The following is a 15,750-nucleotide window of genomic DNA, read 5'->3' as shown; positions in this document are numbered from 1 at the left end:
GTACCTGTCACATGGCTTTCAAGGTCGGCGACACTGTTGTCTACCCCCATCATGGGGCTGCTCGTATTGAAGCGATCGAGACTCGCACCATTAAGGGCGAGGACAGAACCTACCTCGTTCTGAGGGTCGACAAGGGCGATCTGACGGTGCGTGTGCCGGCCGCGAACGCCGAGGACGTCGGCGTTCGTGACGTGGTGGGTCAGGAGGGCCTGGACAAGGTCTTCGAGGTGCTGCGTGCACCGCACACCGAAGAGCCCACCAACTGGTCGAGGCGCTACAAGGCCAACCTGGAGAAGCTCGCCTCCGGCGACGTCAACAAGGTCGCCGAGGTCGTGCGCGACCTGTGGCGCCGTGACAAGGAGCGCGGTCTCTCCGCGGGTGAGAAGCGGATGCTCGCCAAGGCGCGCCAGATTCTCGTCAGCGAGCTCGCTCTCGCCGAAAAGACCAACGAGGACAAGGCCGAAGCCCTCCTCGACGAGGTTCTCACGAACTGAAGCACGGTCGCAGAATCGCATAATTCATGACGAAAATTCCTCGGGTGGGCGTCGGCACCGACGTCCACCCGTTTTCTCCTGGACGGACGCTTTTTCTCGCCGGTTTGGAATGGCCGGGAGAAGACGGCGTCAGTGGTCATTCCGATGGCGACGTCGCCGCGCATGCCGCATGTGACGCATTGTTCTCCGCGTGCGGCCTGGGCGACCTGGGGTCCAACTTCGGCACCTCGGAGCCGCAGTGGAAGGGCGCCTCGGGCGCCGCGCTGCTCACCGAGACGGTCGCCCGCGTGCGCGCGGCCGGGTTCGAGGTCGGCAACATCGCGGTGCAGATCGTCAGCAACCGGCCCAAGTTCGCGCCACGGCGCGCGGAGGCCGAGAAGACGCTGACGGGGATCGTGGGGGCGCCGGTCACGGTGTCGGCCACCACCACCGACGGCCTGGGCCTCACCGGGCGCGGCGAGGGCATCGCGGCCATCGCCACCGCCCTGTGCGTCCCGGTGGACTGACCACCCGAACAACCCGTGAACGCCCCGTGGCCGATGGCCGCGGGGCGTTCTTCTTCACAGCGCCGCAACATCGGTGCCGTTACCCTCCTGAGCCGGACATGTGCCACGCAAGTGGTGCAAAGGGTTCAAGGGGGAACATGACGGACGTCAACGAGGCCGCTCCGGCCGTGCGGCCCGAGGCCGCCGGATCCGCCGAGGCCGTCGAGGCCGAGCCGGTCGGGCCCGGGCGGGAGTCGGCCGACCGGTGGGCGCCCTGGCGGCGCGGGACGGTCGCCGCCGCGCTCACCGCGCTGGTCGCCCTCGCCGTCGCCGTCCCTTCCCTGGTCCCCGACACCTCGGCGCACCTGGGCGGGCTGTGGGAGACCGTGCTGCCCTGGAGCGTGCTGGCGGTCCCCGCCGCCGCGGCCGCGGCACTCGTGCGGCGTTCGATCCCCGCCGGGCTCGCCGCCCCGCTGCTGCTCGCCGTCTGGCTGGCCGGACCCGGGAAACCGCTGGTCACCCCCGACCCCGGGGTCGAACCCAACCTGACCGTGGTCACCCACAACGTGAACGCCGCCACCGCCGACACCCGGCCGGTGACCGGGGTGCTGCTGTCCGCCGACCCCGACCTGGTGGCCCTGGAAGAGGTCACCTGGGAGCAGTGGGAGGGCTTCGACGCCGAACTCGCCGGGCCGCTGCCGTACTCCGTGCGCGAAGGCACCGTCGGCCTGTGGAGCCGCCACCCCATCGTCGACGCCGCCCCGGTGGACACCGGCATGGGCTGGGCGCGGGCGCTGCGCGCCGAGGTGGACGGGCCGGGGGGTGTTTTCGCCGTGTACGTGGTGCACCTGGCGTCGGTGCGGGTGGACGCCTCCGGGTTCGACGTGAAACGCCGCAACGCCGGCGTGCGCGCGCTGGGGGAGGTGATCGACCGGGAACCGCTGGGGCGGGTGGTGCTCATGGGCGACCTGAACGCGAGCACGGACGACCGGGGGCTGGAACCGCTCACGTCGACCATGGACTCGGCGCACGAAGCCGGGGAAGGGCTCGGCTTCAGCTGGCCCGCGGACTTCCCGCTGGTGCGGATCGACCACATCCTCACGCGCGGGGTGACGGCCGCGCAGGCGTGGTCGCTGCCGGAGACGGGCAGCGACCACGTGCCGGTCGCCGCCCGGCTGCGGGTCTGAGACCGGTCACTCGTCGGGGCGCAGGGGCTCGCTGCGCACCCGCCGGGAGGGCGGGCCGGAGGCGAAGTCCGGCATCGGCGGCCGCGGGGGCTTGAGGACCATGGGGCGCTTTTCGAGCGCCGGGCGGCGCAGGGGCTCGGTGGTGCGCTCGGGGTCGTCGTCGGTGTCGTCCTCGCGCGGCCGCGCCGCCCCGGGCGGCACGGCCGGCGCGCCGAACCCGCCCCGCCGCGCCCGCCCGGACTCGGGCACGGGCGCCCGGTCGTCGGCGCTTTCGGACGTACGCGGGTCCTCGGCCGCCGGAATCCCGGCCGGGGCCCGCCCGCCGCCCCGCGCCGGTCTGCTCGGCGCGGGCCACAGGGGCTCGTCGTCCTCCGCCGTGACGGGGGTTCGGACCGTACCGGGCCACACGTCCTCATCGGGAGCGGGCTCCGGCTCGGGCTCGGGCGTCTGCCCGGCGGCCGCGGACACGGGTTCCGCTGCCGAAGCGTGCGTCCGCGGCGCGCCGGGCCAGGTGTCCTCGTCGGCGCTGGACCGGGGGTGGGTGGGCCACAGCTCCTCGTCGGCCTCGGGTTCGGACGCCTGGTCGATGGTCGAAGGGGCGTCGTCCTCGGGGCGCTCGGCGGCCGCAGGTGTGGGCTCGGCCGAGGTGCGGGTCCTGGGCACGGCGGGCCAGGTGTCCTCGGGATCGGCGGTGGCCGGGAGGCCCGTGGCCGATCGCTCGTGGGAGCCGTCCGTCGCCGGGTCGTCGGCTCGAGGGCGGGTGGGCCACCGGTCCTCGTCGGAGGTCGCGGCGGCGCGGGAGGCCGGGGTGGTGCTGGTCGGCCACTCGTCGGTCTCGGGTTCGGGCGTTCGGTCGCCGGTCGAAGGGGCGTTGTCCTCGGGATGGGCGGCGGGCGCAGACTCGGGTTTTGCCGAGGCGCGGGTCCTGGGCACGGCGGGCCAGGTGTCCTCCGGGTTCGGATCGGCCGGAGGGGACCAGACGGGGCGGTCGTCGGTGAGGTCGTCCGACAGGGCCGAACGGGAGTCGGCCATCGGGTCGTCCGGGATGCGGAAGGCCGCGCGGACGGCGGGGCCGGTGTCGTGGTCCAGGGCCGGGGCGGGCACCTCCTCCGGCTCCTCGGGGGTGTCCTCCTCCGGGGGCGTCCAGACCGGCGGGACGTAGTCGGAACGGGTCCAGGTGTCCTCGTCGTCGTCCTCCGGAGGCTCCCAGCTGATGCCGAAGGCGGGTGTCTCCCCGGACTCCTCCGGGGTCTCGTCCGGGGCGGGCGCATCGGCGGCGGTGTGCTCCGGCTCCGGGGCGGGTTCCGGGGTCTCGTCCGGCACGGATGCTTCGGCGACAGCGCGCTCCGGCTCCGAGGCGGCGGGTTCGGGCTCCTCCACCGGCTCGGGGACGGGTGCCTCCGCCTCGTCCGTGACCGGGTCGCCCGGCAGCGGGTCGTGCTCGAAGCCCTCGTCCACGGGGCCCGTCGGCACGGGCACCGGGTCGGGCTCGGGCGCCGGGGCGATCGGGACCAGCGGCGGGTTCTCGGCGGCGTTCCGGATGGGGTTGCCCCCGCCGCGGCCGCGGCGCGGCAGCACCAGGGTCGGCACCGAGACCTCAGGCTCCGGCTCGGCGACGGGTTCCGGCCGGACCGGCTCGGGCTCGTCCGGGACGGGGAGGTCGGCCTCCTCGGGTTCCGGGGGAGCGGCCCCCGTGGAGTCCAACCCCAGGCCCATCAGGCGTTCTTCCAGCGAGAAGCCGTCGTCGGCGGCCGGCGGCCCGTCCTCGCGCACCACCGGGCGGGCGTGCAGCACCGTGGTGCGGTCGTCCGCCGGTTCGGGCCGGGGGCCGCCGGTGCGGCGCTTGCGCCGCAGGTGGGCGCGGGCCGCCATCCACAGCAGCAGGGCGACCAGCAGCGCCGCCAGCGGCGCCACCGCCACGATGACGTTGGCGACCCGCTGCGGGATCGCCTCGATCAACCCCAGGTTGTTGAGCACCATGACCGCCCCGGCGAACAGCACCAGCAGCGGGATCAGCACCAGGTCCACCCAGGCGCGGCGGCGTGGTGGCGCGTCGCGCAGCAGATAGCTGGTCCAGCACGCCATGAGCAGCAGCAGCGTGTAGGTCACCGGGAACACGTGGACGAGCAGACCGCCGCGCGGGTGCCCGTACTCGGCGAGCCGGAAGACACCGTTATAGGAGATCAGGAGGGCGCACAGGGCGATCAGCCCGACGAACAGGGCGCCGCCGGCGAGAGCGCCGACTCCCGTGCCGCGACCCGTGGGGCTGCCGTTCCGTGTTCCTGCGCCGGGGGAATCGTTGTAAGGGGCCATCGCCTTCGCAGCGTAGTCGAGGTGGTGCCGTTAACACGAGATTCCGTCCGATTCCGGTGGCTTCGCGACCGCGTGCGCCAGCGGCGTTCCGTGGTGTTATGTCGGAATATGCAGTATCTCGTGACCTGCGGTTCCCCGATCACGACGCATTGTTCCGGGTTATCTCACACGCCGGGTCCCCGAATACGGTTCTCCATATATGAGCACTTGGGGATGTCCGATGAGGAAAACCCGGGTACCGGGACCCGGCCGTAGCCCACACAGAGGAGCCGGTTTGTGACGCCGGTGTGAGGGGAAAGACGATACGCTTGACAACGTGAGTCTGCGCTTCTATGACACCAGTGCCCGACAGGTCCGCGACTTCGTCCCCCTGCGCGAGGGACACGCCTCCCTGTACCTGTGTGGTGCCACGGTGCAGGCACCGCCCCACATCGGCCACATCCGGTCCGGGGTGAACTTCGACATCCTGCGCCGCTGGCTGACCCACAAGGGCTACCGGGTCACCTTCTGCCGCAACGTCACCGACATCGACGACAAGATCATCAAGGTCGCCGCCGAAGAGGGCGTGCCCTGGTGGCAGGTCACCGAGCGCAACCAGCGCGCCTTCACCCACGCCTACGACGTGCTGGGCTGCCTGCCGCCCACCGTCGAGCCGCGCGCCACCGGACACGTGCCGGAGATGGTCGAGCTCATGGAGCGGCTCATCGACTCCGGGCACGCCTACGCCGCCGACGACGGCTCCGGCGACGTCTACTTCGACGTGCGCTCGTTCCCGCCCTACGGGGACCTGTCCAACCAGCGGCTGGAGCAGGTGCAGCCCGCCGCCGACTCCGACCCCGACCGGGACAAGCGCGATCCCCGCGACTTCGCCCTGTGGAAGGGCGCCAAGCCGGGCGAGCCCACCTGGCCCACCCCGTGGGGGCGCGGCCGCCCGGGCTGGCACCTGGAGTGCTCGGCGATGGCCACCAAGTACCTGGGGCCCGCCTTCGACATCCACGGCGGCGGCCTGGACCTGGTCTTCCCGCACCACGAGAACGAGATGGCCCAGTCCCGCGCCGCCGGTGACGCCTTCGCGCAGTACTGGCTGCACAACGGTCTGCTCAAGATCGGCGGCGAGAAGATGGCCAAGTCGCTGGGCAACTCGATGCGCATCCCGCAGATGCTGGAGAAGGTGCGCGCCGTCGAACTGCGCTACTACCTCGGCCAGGCGCACTACCGCTCCACCATCGACTACTCCGACGAGGCGCTCCAGGAGGCCGCGGTCGCCTACCAGCGCATCGAGGGCTTCCTCACCCGCGCCGTCGAGGTGCTGGGCGGGGTCGTCCCGGCCGAGCGGGTGCCCGCCGAGTTCGCCGACGCGCTCGACGACGACCTGGGCGTCTCCCAGGGGCTCGCCGTCGTGCACGGGCACGTCCGCGAGGGCAACACCGCCCTGGCCGCGGGCGCCAAGGAGAAGGCCGCCGAACTCGCCGGGGAACTGCGCGCCATGCTCGACGTGCTGGGCCTGGACCCGCTCAGCGAGCAGTGGTCCTCCGGCGACCAGGGGCTGCGCGAGGTCGTCGACGCGCTCGTGGCCGTCGCCCTCCAGCAGCGCCAGGCCGCCCGCGCCCGCAAGGACTACGCGGCCGCCGACGCCGTCCGCGACGGGCTCGCCGACGCGGGCGTGGTGGTGGAGGACACCCCGCAGGGTCCGCGCTGGGACCTGCGGCGGGGCTGAGGGCAGCGCACATCGTCAGGGGTGGGGTGGCCCCCCGATTTCCACGGTAGGCCGCCCCGCCGTCCGCCGCCACGGGAGGGCGGCGGCCTGTGGACGACCTGTGGACAACACGTGCGGTACCGGCTCGGCGGTACCCTGGGGGTTTGCCGCCGCCATCGGCGACGCGGCACCCCATCGGCCGGAGAACGCTTCCGGCATGCTCGCGATACGTAGCGGAGGGACGGCGACCATGCCGGCGAAGAAGAGCAAGAAGGGCCCCACCAAGGGCAGCGGCGGCAAGGGTCGCCGGTCCCTGGAGGGCAAGAAGGGCACCCTGCCCGCCGAGCAGCGGCACTGGTACGACGGCAAGCAGCGCTCCAAGGCGATCCGCCGGGCCAAGGACGTGGAGGCCTCCGGCGCCGCCCCGCGGCCGTCCCGCACCGCCGAGCCCGAGCGCCGCCGGGTCGACTCCGACCTGCTCGTGGGCCGCAACCCCGTGCTGGAGGCGCTGCGTGCCGGCATGCCCGCCAGCCGCCTCTTCCTCTCCAACAGCCTCGACTCCGACGACCGCGTCAACGAGGCCGCCCGCCTGGCCGGCGAGCAGGGCGTGGAGGTGCTGGAGGTCACCCGCGCCGAACTCGACCGGCGCTGCGACAGCAACGGCCAGCCGGGCGCCGTCCACCAGGGCATGGCCCTCCAGGCGCGGCCCTACCGCTACCTGGTGCCGGAGGACCTGCTGGAGCGCGCCCTGGGCGCGGACGAGCCGCCGCTCATCGTCGCCCTCGACGGCGTCACAGACCCGCACAACCTCGGCGCGATCGCCCGCTCCGCGGCCGCGTTCGGCGCCGACGGCCTGCTCATCCCCGAGCGCCGCGCCGCCGGTGTCACCACCACCGTGTGGAAGACCTCGGCCGGCACCCTGGCCCGGCTCCCGATCGCCCAGGCCACCAACCTCACCCGCGCCCTGGAGGCCTTCAAGAAGGCGGGCCTGTTCGTCGTCGGCCTCGACGCCGACGGCGACGCCGCCATCCCGGGCCTGGACCTGGCCACCGGCCCGCTGGTCGTGGTGGTCGGCTCCGAGGGCAAGGGCCTGTCCCGCCTGGTGCGCGAGGCCTGCGACGTGGTCGCGAGCATCCCGATCCGCAACGCCGAGTCGCTCAACGCCTCCGTCGCCGCCGGGGTGTCCCTCTACGAGGTCGCCCGCCTGCGCGCCGAGCAGCAGAACTCCTGATCCCCCGCGCCCCCGGTCCCGCAACGGGCCCGGGGGCGGGCTTTTCCGAGTAGGCCCAAACGCGCCTCACCCGGTACCATTCGGGTGGACGCGGCTCCCTCGCGGAGCCCGACGCCCCGCCGGCGTAGCTCAATTGGCAGAGCAGCCGCCTTGTAAGCGGCAGGTTAGGGGTTCAAGTCCCCTCGCCGGCTCTTCTCTTTTCCCGTGAAACCACGTGTCGGCTGCCCGTCTGCGCGGCGAGTGCCGCCACCGTTCTCCGCAGGCCCTCGGTGAGGGGGACCTCCGGGCTCCAGCCCGTGGCCTTTCGGAACGGGGCGGGGTCGATGACCATGCTCCGGAAATCGGTCGCCTCCGACTGCTCGGGGGGATCGACCGACACGACCGGCACCCGGGGGCCGCCCGTGGTCTCGGCGGTGATCTCGGCTATCCGGGCGAAGACCTCGCCGAGCGGGGCGCCGTCGCCGGTGCCCACCAGCCAGTGGCGGCCCGCCAGGTGGTCCGGGTGGTCGAGGGCGGCCGCGAAGGCCCGCGCGACGTCGTCCACGTAGACGAGGTCGCGGAGCACGCTCCCGTCATGCCACATCGTCAGCGGTTCGCCCGCCAGGGCCCGGCGCACCATGGTGGACACCACCCCGCGGTCGCGCGCGGTGGACAGGGGGCCGTGGCCGAAGACGGTCGGCAGCCGCAGGGCGGTGCCGCGCAGGACCCCCTCGGCCGTCGCGGCTTTCAGGGCCTGTTCGGCCGCGAGTTTGTGTCGGTCATAGGTGCTCCTGGGTCGGTCCTCTTCACTGCCGTCGAGCCGGACGCGGTCGACGGGGCCGACCTGGGTCGTCGTTCCCGAGAACACCACCTGGGGAGCGGGCCCCGAACCCCGGCGGGCGCGCAGCGCCTCCACCAGGTCGCGGACGAGGCCGACGTTCACCCGCTCGGCCGTGTCGTCGCCGTCCGCGATGCGCCACCCGGTCCCGCCGCCCAGGTGCGCGACCAGGTGGAGGACGGCGTCCGCACCGGCCACGCACCGGGCCAGCTCGCCGGGCTCGGTGAGGTCGGCCGTGCGCGTCTCCACGTCCGCGGTGCGGTGTCCGGGAACGGGCACCGGCCTGCGGGCGACCAGCCTGAGCCGCACCGGACGCCGGGCCAGTTCCCGGGTGACGGCGGAGCCGATGAACCCCGAGGCGCCGAGCACCACGACCAGGGGGCGGGGGGATCTCAGCTCCACTTCGCCTCCGACACCTCGACACAGCGCTCGTAGGAGGGGAGGAGTCCCCGCTCCCGGGCCTCGGCGAACGTGGGCGCGGCCAGGTCCCGGGCGGAGAGGATCGCCTCCGCCGCCCCGGGCAGGGGCAGGCCGAGAGCCGGGTCCGTGGGGGACAGGGCCAGCTCGTTCTCGGCCACGTACGAATCGGACAGCAGGTAGGACATCACCGTGTCGTCCTCCAGCGCGACGAACGCGTGGCCGACCCCGACCGGCAGGTAGGCCGCCCGGAAATCCACCGGGTCGAGCACCACGCTGTCCCACTTCCCGAAGGTCGGTGACCCCTCCCTGATGTCCACCACGATGTCGATCGCCCGACCGCTCGGGCAGTAGACGTACTTGGCCGTACCCGGGGGAGTGACCGTGTAGTGGACGCCGCGCACCACCCCGCGCCGGGACCGGCTGTGGTTCGACTGCGCCACGGGGAAGAGGGGGCGGCCCACCGCCTCCGCGAACACCGGTTCCTGGAACGGCGCGACGAAGATCCCGCGTTCGTCCGGGAAGATCCTCGGGGTGAACTCGTACGCGCCGACGACGGCCAGCGGCCGCGCGGTCATCGTCTCGGTCCCCTCCGGGGGACCCGGCCTCGGCTGACTGGATGCGGGCAAGCCCTCGTACCTTTCGCTTCAGGGGTGGGTGTGGCGGGGGTCAGCGGCGCACGGCCAGGAACAGGCCGCGGCCGCGGTGGACCTCCTCGGTGTACTCCGTGTCGAACCCCGCCTCGTCGAACGCGGCCTCGTACTGCCTCCGGCTGAACAGGCTGGCCACGTAGGTCTCGGTGAAGTGCCGGATGCCCGTCTCGCTGTCCGCGACGGTGTAGTGGACCTCCATCCGCGACCGGTCCCCCTCGCGCACCGAGTGCGAGACCCGGGCGATGGTGCGCCCCCCGCCCTCGACCACGTCGGCGGAGACGAAACCGTCCAGGAAGGTGTCCGGGAACCACCAGGGGTCGACGGCGGCGATGCCGCCCGGCTCCAGGTGCCGGGCGAAGCAGCGCAGCGCGTCGGTCAGGGCCCGTACCGACTCCGGGTGTCCGATGGAGCCGAACATGCAGGTGATCACGTCGAAGGTGCGGCCCAGCGAGAAGTCGCACATGTCGCCCAGGTGCAGGGTCGCCGGGAGGTTCTTGGCCCGGGCCGCCGCGATCATGCTCTCCGAGAGGTCGAGCCCGGCGACGTCGTCGAACCACTCGGTGAAGGCCGCCAGGTGCGCGCCGGTGCCGCATCCCACGTCGAGCAGGGAGCGCGCGTGAGGCATCCGTGCCCGCACCAGCCCTTCGAGGTGTTCGGCCTCCGCCCGGTAGTCCTTGCCGCGCCCCTCGTAGACCAGGTCGGAGATCTCGGTGAACTCTTCGCCGTACATGTTCCCGCCTTCGTTCGTCCCGTTCAAAGCTGAGGTCCTCGCCCGCCGCCCCGTGCACCGGGCCGCGCCCCTCAGAGGTCCCGGAGGACCTCGCGCAGGGCGGCGATCACCCTGTCCTGGGTGGCCGGCGGCAGGGAGGGGTACATCGGGAGGGAGAAGATCCGCTCCGCGAGCCGTTCCGTGACGGGGAGGGCGCCGACGGGCACGCCGAGGTGGGCGAAGCCCCTCATGGTGTGCACGGGCCAGGGGTAGCTGATGTTGAGGGCGATGCCGTGGCGCTCCCTCATGAGGCGGATGATCTCGTCCCGGCGCGGGTGGCGGACCACGTAGACGTAGTACACGTGGGTGTTGCCCGGGGTGACCGACGGGAGCTGGAGCCCGTCGTTCCCGCAGAGGTCGCCCAGGCCCTCCTCGTAGCGCCGGGCCACCTCCTGGCGCCCCTTCACGTAACTGTCCAGCCGGGTGAGCTTGCGCCGCAGGATCTCGGCCTGCACCTCGTCGAGCCTGCTGTTGTGCCCCGGCAGGCGCTCCACGTAGTAGGTCTCCTCCATGCCGTAGTAGCGCAGGCGGCGCAGGTTCGCGGCGGTGGCGTCGTCGCCGGTGAGGACGGCGCCGCCGTCCCCGTAGGCGCCCAGGACCTTGGTCGGGTAGAAGGAGTAGGCCGCGGCGTCGCCGCTGGTCCCGGCGAGCACGCCGTTCCTGCGCGCGCCGTGCGCCTGCGCGCAGTCCTCCACCACGGCCAGGCCGCGGCTGCGGGCCAGCTCCCCCAGGGCGTCCATGTCGGCGCACTGCCCGTACAGGTGCACGGGCAGGATGGCCCTGGTCCGCGGGGTGAGGGCGGCCTCGACCAGGTCGGGGTCCATGAGGTGGTCCTCGTCCCGCACGTCCACGAAGACCGGCGTCGCCCCGGTCCCGTGGATCGCCACCACGGTCGGCGCGGCCGTGTTGGAGACCGTGACCACCTCGTCTCCGGGGCCGATCCCGCACGCCTCCAGCGCCAGCTTCACCGCGTTGGTGCCGTTGTCGACGCCCACGCAGTGCCGGACGCCGTGGTAGGCCGCGAACTCCTCCTCGAACCCCCTGACGCTCCGGCCCAGGATCAGCCGCCCGCTGGCGAAGACCTCGCCCACCGCGTCGAGGAGGTCCTCCCGCTCCGTCTCGTACTCCGGCAGGTAGTCCCACACGTGGGTGACCACTCGTCACTCCTCCTCGTAGAATCCGAAGAACGTCAGCAGGCTCCTGGCCTCGACGTTCAGGTGGTTGCCGTACCTCACGAACTCGGTCAGCTGCCGCAGTGTGACCCAGGTGTAGTCCTCGGGCACGTCGGGGCCGAAGTCGTCCCCGACCTCGACCATGAGGTAGCGGTTGCGCGCGTGGTAGAAGCGCCCGCCTTCCTCTGAGTGGACGCTGTCGAACCGGATGCGATCCTCGGGCGCCCCCAGCACCTCGTCCAGGAACAGGGGCCGGCGGGCCGACGGGAGCGACCTGTAGTTGTCCGGCTGGCACTGGACCGTGGGCGCCATCTCCACGCCGTCCAGGGCGCCGGTCTCGATCCGCGCCTGGACCAGCAGGTGCAGGACCCCCCGGATGCGCTTCACCAGGAAGGCGATGATCCCCTGGCCCCGGGGTTCGAACATGGGCTGCCGCCACCGCGCCACCTCGCGGCTGTCGCTCTCCACGTCCACTCCGATGACCGAGAAGTGCAGGTCCAGGTCGTGCTTGATGGCCCCGTCCCGGTGGGACCAGCCTCCGACCTTGTTGAGCGGGATGGAGCGCCGGGTCAGGGTGCACCGCCCCTTGGCCTCCGTGAACCAGCTGAGGACCTCGACCATCGAGTGCAGGGAGGTGTCGGCCTCGCGGGATCGGGTCAGGGCGCCGCGGAAGGAGTCCTCGCTGCCGTCGCCCTCGCTGAGGCGGAGCCCGGCGGCCCCGGCCAACACGGTGCGCGTGTCCATGTTCATCAGGTTCGGCAGCCGCATCAGGGCGCTGATCTGCGGGAAGCTCAGCCAGCAGAACTCGTCCAGGACGGGGACGTCCTCGTCCACCCGGACCATCATGTTGCGGTTGCGTTTGGCGAGGAACCACGAGGCCTGCTCCGACTGGAGGACGTCGGAGAGCACGAGTCCCTTCCTGGGGGCCGTGAAGTATCGGAGGTAGGGGACGGTCCTGCCCCCGTGGATCTGGGAGATGTTGCTCCGGGTGGCCTGCACGGTGGGCGAGAGCTGGAGGCCGTTGACGTTGCCCGGTTCCATCTTGGCCTGGAGCAGGCAGTGCGGGACGCCGTCGAACTCCCTGACCAGGATGCCGAGGACCCCCTGTTCCGGCTGGACCAGGATCGGCTGCTGCCACGCCTCGACGCCGCGGCCCGAACGGGTCACGTCCAGGCCCTCGACGGTGAAGAAACCGCCGGTGTGGTGGGCGATGTTCCCGGTCAGGGGGTCGGCGGCCCACCCTTCGAGCTCGTCGAGGGGGATCTTGGTGACGCGCTGGCGCTGCTCCCGGCCCCGGTGGGCGAACCACTCGTGGAACTCACTCAGATCGGTGAACAACGGACCACTCCCTGCTCGTCGAGCGCGGTGACGGCGTCCCGTGCTCCGAGGAGCGCGGGGTATCCGGGCGGACGTCCCGGTCGGGGAGGTGGCCCGGGACCCAGACCCGTCCCGTCACCTCCAGGTCGGCGGTGCCGTCGGCGATCGATCCCGTACAGGTGAAGGCCGACTCGGTGCCGCGCGCGGTCACCTGGGCGACCGTCACGGGAACGCCGTGCGACGCGGGGTCCAGGTCCAGCGCGGCGACTCCGAGGGCGCTGGCGGCGGGCAGGCAGCCGGCGTCTTCGGGGAAGCCGAACCCGGGGGCGAAGACCCGCGCCGTCATGTGCCTGCGCCCGGGGTCCCACCGGAAGAGCGTGAGGTCGGTCAGGCCCGTCTTCCGCATCGACACGGGGTCGGGGGCCGGGAGGTCCCGCGGGTCCTCCTCGACGCGGATGAGGGTGAACCGGCGTCCGACCCCCGCGCCGATCGCCTCACCGGCGTATGGGGAGAGCAGGCCGGGGTCGATCTCGACGCCGTGGTGGACTGCGGGCCCGTGGAACGGCACCCGGACCCGGTGCCCGTCGGTCCAGATCCGCTGGAGCCCGTGGGGGGTGGTCTGCGCGACCTGGCCGGAGCCGGGTGCCAGCCGACCGCCCGCTACCAGGCAGGCGGCCACCCCGGCCATGGAGTGCGTGCCGAAGGGGGTCTCCCCGCCGGGGTGGAAGACCCTGGTCGCGAACGTGCGTTCCGTGCACGAGACCACCAGAGCGGTCTCGTCCGCGTCGGTGTCGTTGACGTGCGCGGACACCGCCTCCGTGTCCCACGGGCACGCCCCGTCCGGTACGAGGACGTCCAGCGCGCTTCCGCGGCCGGGGGAGAGGCCGAACATGTCGACCCTGGTGCAGGACATCACGGCCTCCCGCTCAGGTTGTTCCGGGCGAAGTCGAGGATGACCCGCTCGTCCCCCCGGTAGGGGTGGTCCGGCCGGGGCCAGTGGACGACGAGGTCGGTGAACCCCAGGGCCTCCAGCTCGCTCGTGGCGTCCTCGTAGGCCGCCCGGGAGGCGGTGATCCCGCCCGCCGACGCGTCGGCCACGAACAGCCGGCGCACGTCGGCGGGATCGCGCCCCTCGCGTTCGCAGGCCGAGTCGAGGCCGCGCAGCTGCTCCCGCAGGACCGGCACGATCTCGCGCAGGGGCCGCGACCGGAAGTCGTTCGGCGGCCCGCTGGTGATCCAGTACTGCCCGAACCGGGCGGTGAGCGCCATGCCCCGGGGGCCGGCCGCCGCGACGGCGAAGGGCGTGCGGGGTCCCCGCCCGGCCCGGGGGTGGAAGGTCGCCCCGTTCACCGTGTACCAGCGCCGGGACCGGTCCAGGTCCCCCTCGGTGAGCAGCGCGTCGAGTAGCCCGACGAACTCCTCGAACCGCTCGGTCCGCTCCCGCCGGGAGAGCGGGGGCTGCCCCAGGAGGGTCGTGTCGAACCCGGGGGCGCCCGACCCCAGACCGCAGATGGCACGGCCCCCCGAGATGTCGTCGAGCGTCGCCAGATCCTTGGCGAAGGCGGCGGGGTGCCGGAAGTTCGGCGTCGCCACCAGGGTCCCGAGCCCGATCGTGTCGGTGGCCGCGGCCGCCGCGGTGAGGGTGGGCACCGAGCTGTACCAAGGGCGGTCCGCGAACCAGCGCCACATCAGGTGGTCGTAGGTCCATGCGTGGTGGTAGCCGAGCTCCTCGGCGGCGCGCCACCGCTCCACGGCGACCTTCCACTCGTGCTCTGGCAGCAACACGATGCCGTGCTTCATAGGTGGGCTTCCTGGAGTGAGTTCTCCGCGTCGGCGCACAGGCGGGCGGCGCGGTGGGTGGACAGGAGCACGTTCGCGGCCAGGCGGTGCAACGCCTCCTCTGACGGGTCCGGCGGGTCCGGGACGACCGCGTGGTGCTCTCCGTCGACCAGGGGGTACAGGCCGTTGCCGTCGAGGTCGGCGGTGATCCCCGCGATCCGCGTGTTCAGCTGGTCGGTGAGCGCGGAGCGGCTGACAGGGCGCCTGACGGTCATGAAGAAGTCGTCGAACAGGTCCTCCTTCTCCCGCGAGATGCCCGCCCTGCCGGAGTGCTTCTGCAACAGCGACTGCCCGTCCGGGACGAGGCGGTCCGCGATGCGGGCGTGCGTCATGTGGTTGAGCCCGATCGCCTCGCGCAGGGCCGCGCACGAGGGGTCCCCCTGCCACGGGAGCCGCGACCGGAAGAGCGGTCGGAGCGGCCGGTAGTCGGGTGCCCAGGCCCCGCTGAAGGCGGGGTGCTGGAGCGCCATCCGCTCACGGATGTGCGCGTGGTAGAGGTCGCGGGGGACGGTGGCGGAGTAGAGCAGCATCGTGCTGTACCCGTCCACGCAGGCCGCCATCGCCTCGCGCTCCAGGCGCGTCGGCGCACGGTGGGAGCAGCGTTCGAGGGCGTCGCCCAGCAGCCGCCAGAGGAGGAACGAGATCTGGTGCCCCGTCACCCACCGGTACCAGAAGAGGGCGAGCGCGTCCGCGCACGCGGGGCCGAACAGTTCGTACTTCTCCTGGCGGAGGGGTCGGACGTCCGAGGGGCCGCCCTCGCCCCCGCCGTAGTCGTGCCCGGTCGGCGGCAGGCTGAGCGTCCGCGGACGCAGGTCCGTCGACTCGTCCGATGCGGTCATGTCCGCTTCTCCGGGAAGTGGATGAACTCGATCTCCAGCCCGTTGGGGTCCAGGACGTAGAGGCTCCGCATACCGTCCGAGTCGACCACGATCTCCGACGGGGGCTCGTCCCGGTTCCAGCGGATTCCCGTGCTGGACTCGCGCACCCGCAGCCAGCGCTCCCGCAGTTCCACGAGGTGCGCCGGATCGTCCACTTCGATTCCCAGGTGCTGGAACTGGTAGTCCAGGGGGGACGGCCCGCTGCGCGAGTGGTCGCTCCGGTCGAAGACGTGGAACCGGACCTCCCCCGCCTTCAGCTCCACGAGCTTCCTGATGCCCGGGAGCCGTTCGAGGGTGAGCGGGGAGAACGTGTCGAGTTTCCATTCGACGGTGGCGTCCAGGAAATCCTCGTACCACCGGATCGTCGCGTCCACGTCATCGGTCTGGATGGCTATGTGGTTGAACTTCGGTGCGATTTCGATTCTGTTCATGAAGCCCCCATGGCTGCTGATACTCCCGACTTATGCTCGGTGAGTCCGGTC

15 protein-coding genes and 1 tRNA gene are annotated in these 15,750 nt (G+C 72.4%); 6 read left to right on the top strand and 10 right to left on the bottom strand.

The genetic code is table 11. The features are described from left to right. The first annotated feature begins 11 nt into the window (after positions 1–11). The 3 genes from ACJOT3_RS00935 (at position 12) to ACJOT3_RS00925 (ending at position 2,166) form a co-directional block, all read left to right on the top strand. Positions 12–494 (top strand): CarD family transcriptional regulator, encoded by a 483-nt coding sequence (locus ACJOT3_RS00935; protein ID WP_026129182.1) that lies wholly within the window; start codon positions 12–14, stop codon positions 492–494. A 26-nt stretch (positions 495–520) separates the two neighbouring features. Beyond that, positions 521–1,000 (top strand): 2-C-methyl-D-erythritol 2,4-cyclodiphosphate synthase, encoded by a 480-nt coding sequence (gene ispF / locus ACJOT3_RS00930; protein ID WP_406967693.1) that lies wholly within the window; start codon positions 521–523, stop codon positions 998–1,000. 137 nt (positions 1,001–1,137) lie between these two features. Next, complete coding sequence (locus ACJOT3_RS00925; RefSeq protein ID WP_406967691.1) at positions 1,138–2,166, top strand: endonuclease/exonuclease/phosphatase family protein; 1,029 nt, start codon at positions 1,138–1,140, stop codon at positions 2,164–2,166. Positions 2,167–2,172: 6 nt separating this feature from the next. On the opposite strand, the gene ACJOT3_RS00920 is transcribed toward ACJOT3_RS00925, so the two are convergent. After that, positions 2,173–4,479: a Yip1 family protein gene (locus tag ACJOT3_RS00920; RefSeq protein ID WP_406967689.1), complete on the bottom strand. Its 2,307-nt coding sequence runs from the start codon at positions 4,477–4,479 to the stop codon at positions 2,173–2,175. A 316-nt stretch (positions 4,480–4,795) separates the two neighbouring features. Here ACJOT3_RS00920 and cysS point away from each other — a divergent pair, with 316 nt between their 5' ends. The 3 genes from cysS (at position 4,796) to ACJOT3_RS00905 (ending at position 7,597) form a co-directional block, all read left to right on the top strand. Beyond that, on the top strand, positions 4,796–6,196 hold the full coding sequence (gene cysS, locus ACJOT3_RS00915) for a cysteine--tRNA ligase (protein ID WP_406967687.1): 1,401 nt from the start codon (positions 4,796–4,798) through the stop codon (positions 6,194–6,196). Between the two features lie 229 nt (positions 6,197–6,425). Further along, positions 6,426–7,406, top strand: coding sequence for a 23S rRNA (guanosine(2251)-2'-O)-methyltransferase RlmB (rlmB, locus tag ACJOT3_RS00910; protein WP_406967685.1), 981 nt, complete (start codon positions 6,426–6,428; stop codon positions 7,404–7,406). A gap of 118 nt (positions 7,407–7,524) precedes the next feature. Then, positions 7,525–7,597 (top strand) — tRNA-Thr (locus tag ACJOT3_RS00905). Here ACJOT3_RS00905 and ACJOT3_RS00900 read toward each other — a convergent pair. The 9 genes from ACJOT3_RS00900 to ACJOT3_RS00860 all read right to left on the bottom strand — a co-directional run bounded on the left by ACJOT3_RS00900 (position 7,579) and on the right by ACJOT3_RS00860 (position 15,699). After that, positions 7,579–8,625 (bottom strand): NAD-dependent epimerase/dehydratase family protein, encoded by a 1,047-nt coding sequence (locus ACJOT3_RS00900; RefSeq protein WP_406967683.1) that lies wholly within the window; start codon positions 8,623–8,625, stop codon positions 7,579–7,581. The two genes, ACJOT3_RS00905 and ACJOT3_RS00900, sit on opposite strands and share 19 nt — an antisense overlap. After that, positions 8,616–9,218, bottom strand: coding sequence for a dTDP-4-dehydrorhamnose 3,5-epimerase family protein (locus ACJOT3_RS00895; protein WP_406967681.1), 603 nt, complete (start codon positions 9,216–9,218; stop codon positions 8,616–8,618). The genes ACJOT3_RS00900 and ACJOT3_RS00895 overlap by 10 nt, the downstream gene beginning before the upstream one ends. 91 nt (positions 9,219–9,309) lie before the next feature. After that, on the bottom strand, positions 9,310–10,023 hold the full coding sequence (locus ACJOT3_RS00890) for a class I SAM-dependent DNA methyltransferase (RefSeq protein ID WP_406967679.1): 714 nt from the start codon (positions 10,021–10,023) through the stop codon (positions 9,310–9,312). A gap of 71 nt (positions 10,024–10,094) precedes the next feature. Then, complete coding sequence (locus ACJOT3_RS00885) at positions 10,095–11,219, bottom strand: DegT/DnrJ/EryC1/StrS family aminotransferase (RefSeq protein WP_406967677.1); 1,125 nt, start codon at positions 11,217–11,219, stop codon at positions 10,095–10,097. Between the two features lie 3 nt (positions 11,220–11,222). Beyond that, positions 11,223–12,572 carry an NDP-hexose 2,3-dehydratase family protein gene (locus ACJOT3_RS00880; protein WP_406967675.1) on the bottom strand — a complete coding sequence of 450 codons (1,350 nt, stop codon included), beginning with the start codon at positions 12,570–12,572 and terminating at the stop codon, positions 11,223–11,225. Continuing rightward, positions 12,553–13,464 carry a hypothetical protein gene (locus ACJOT3_RS00875; RefSeq protein WP_406967673.1) on the bottom strand — a complete coding sequence of 304 codons (912 nt, stop codon included), beginning with the start codon at positions 13,462–13,464 and terminating at the stop codon, positions 12,553–12,555. Before ACJOT3_RS00875 ends, ACJOT3_RS00880 begins: the two co-directional genes overlap by 20 nt. Further along, positions 13,464–14,351: an LLM class flavin-dependent oxidoreductase gene (locus tag ACJOT3_RS00870; RefSeq protein WP_406967671.1), complete on the bottom strand. Its 888-nt coding sequence runs from the start codon at positions 14,349–14,351 to the stop codon at positions 13,464–13,466. Before ACJOT3_RS00870 ends, ACJOT3_RS00875 begins: the two co-directional genes overlap by 1 nt. Then, positions 14,348–15,229, bottom strand: a complete 882-nt coding sequence (locus ACJOT3_RS00865) for a 3-methyl-L-tyrosine peroxygenase-related protein (protein ID WP_406967669.1) — start codon at positions 15,227–15,229, stop codon at positions 14,348–14,350. Before ACJOT3_RS00865 ends, ACJOT3_RS00870 begins: the two co-directional genes overlap by 4 nt. After that, positions 15,226–15,699, bottom strand: a complete 474-nt coding sequence (locus tag ACJOT3_RS00860; protein ID WP_406967667.1) for a VOC family protein — start codon at positions 15,697–15,699, stop codon at positions 15,226–15,228. The genes ACJOT3_RS00865 and ACJOT3_RS00860 overlap by 4 nt, the downstream gene beginning before the upstream one ends. Positions 15,700–15,750: the final 51 nt, after the last annotated feature.

This window comes from Nocardiopsis protaetiae (genome assembly GCF_045446735.1).
Lineage (GTDB): Bacteria > Actinomycetota > Actinomycetes > Streptosporangiales > Streptosporangiaceae > Nocardiopsis > Nocardiopsis protaetiae.
Note: the sequence above shows the minus strand (reverse complement) of the source record. Positions and strands in the feature narration are given on the sequence as shown.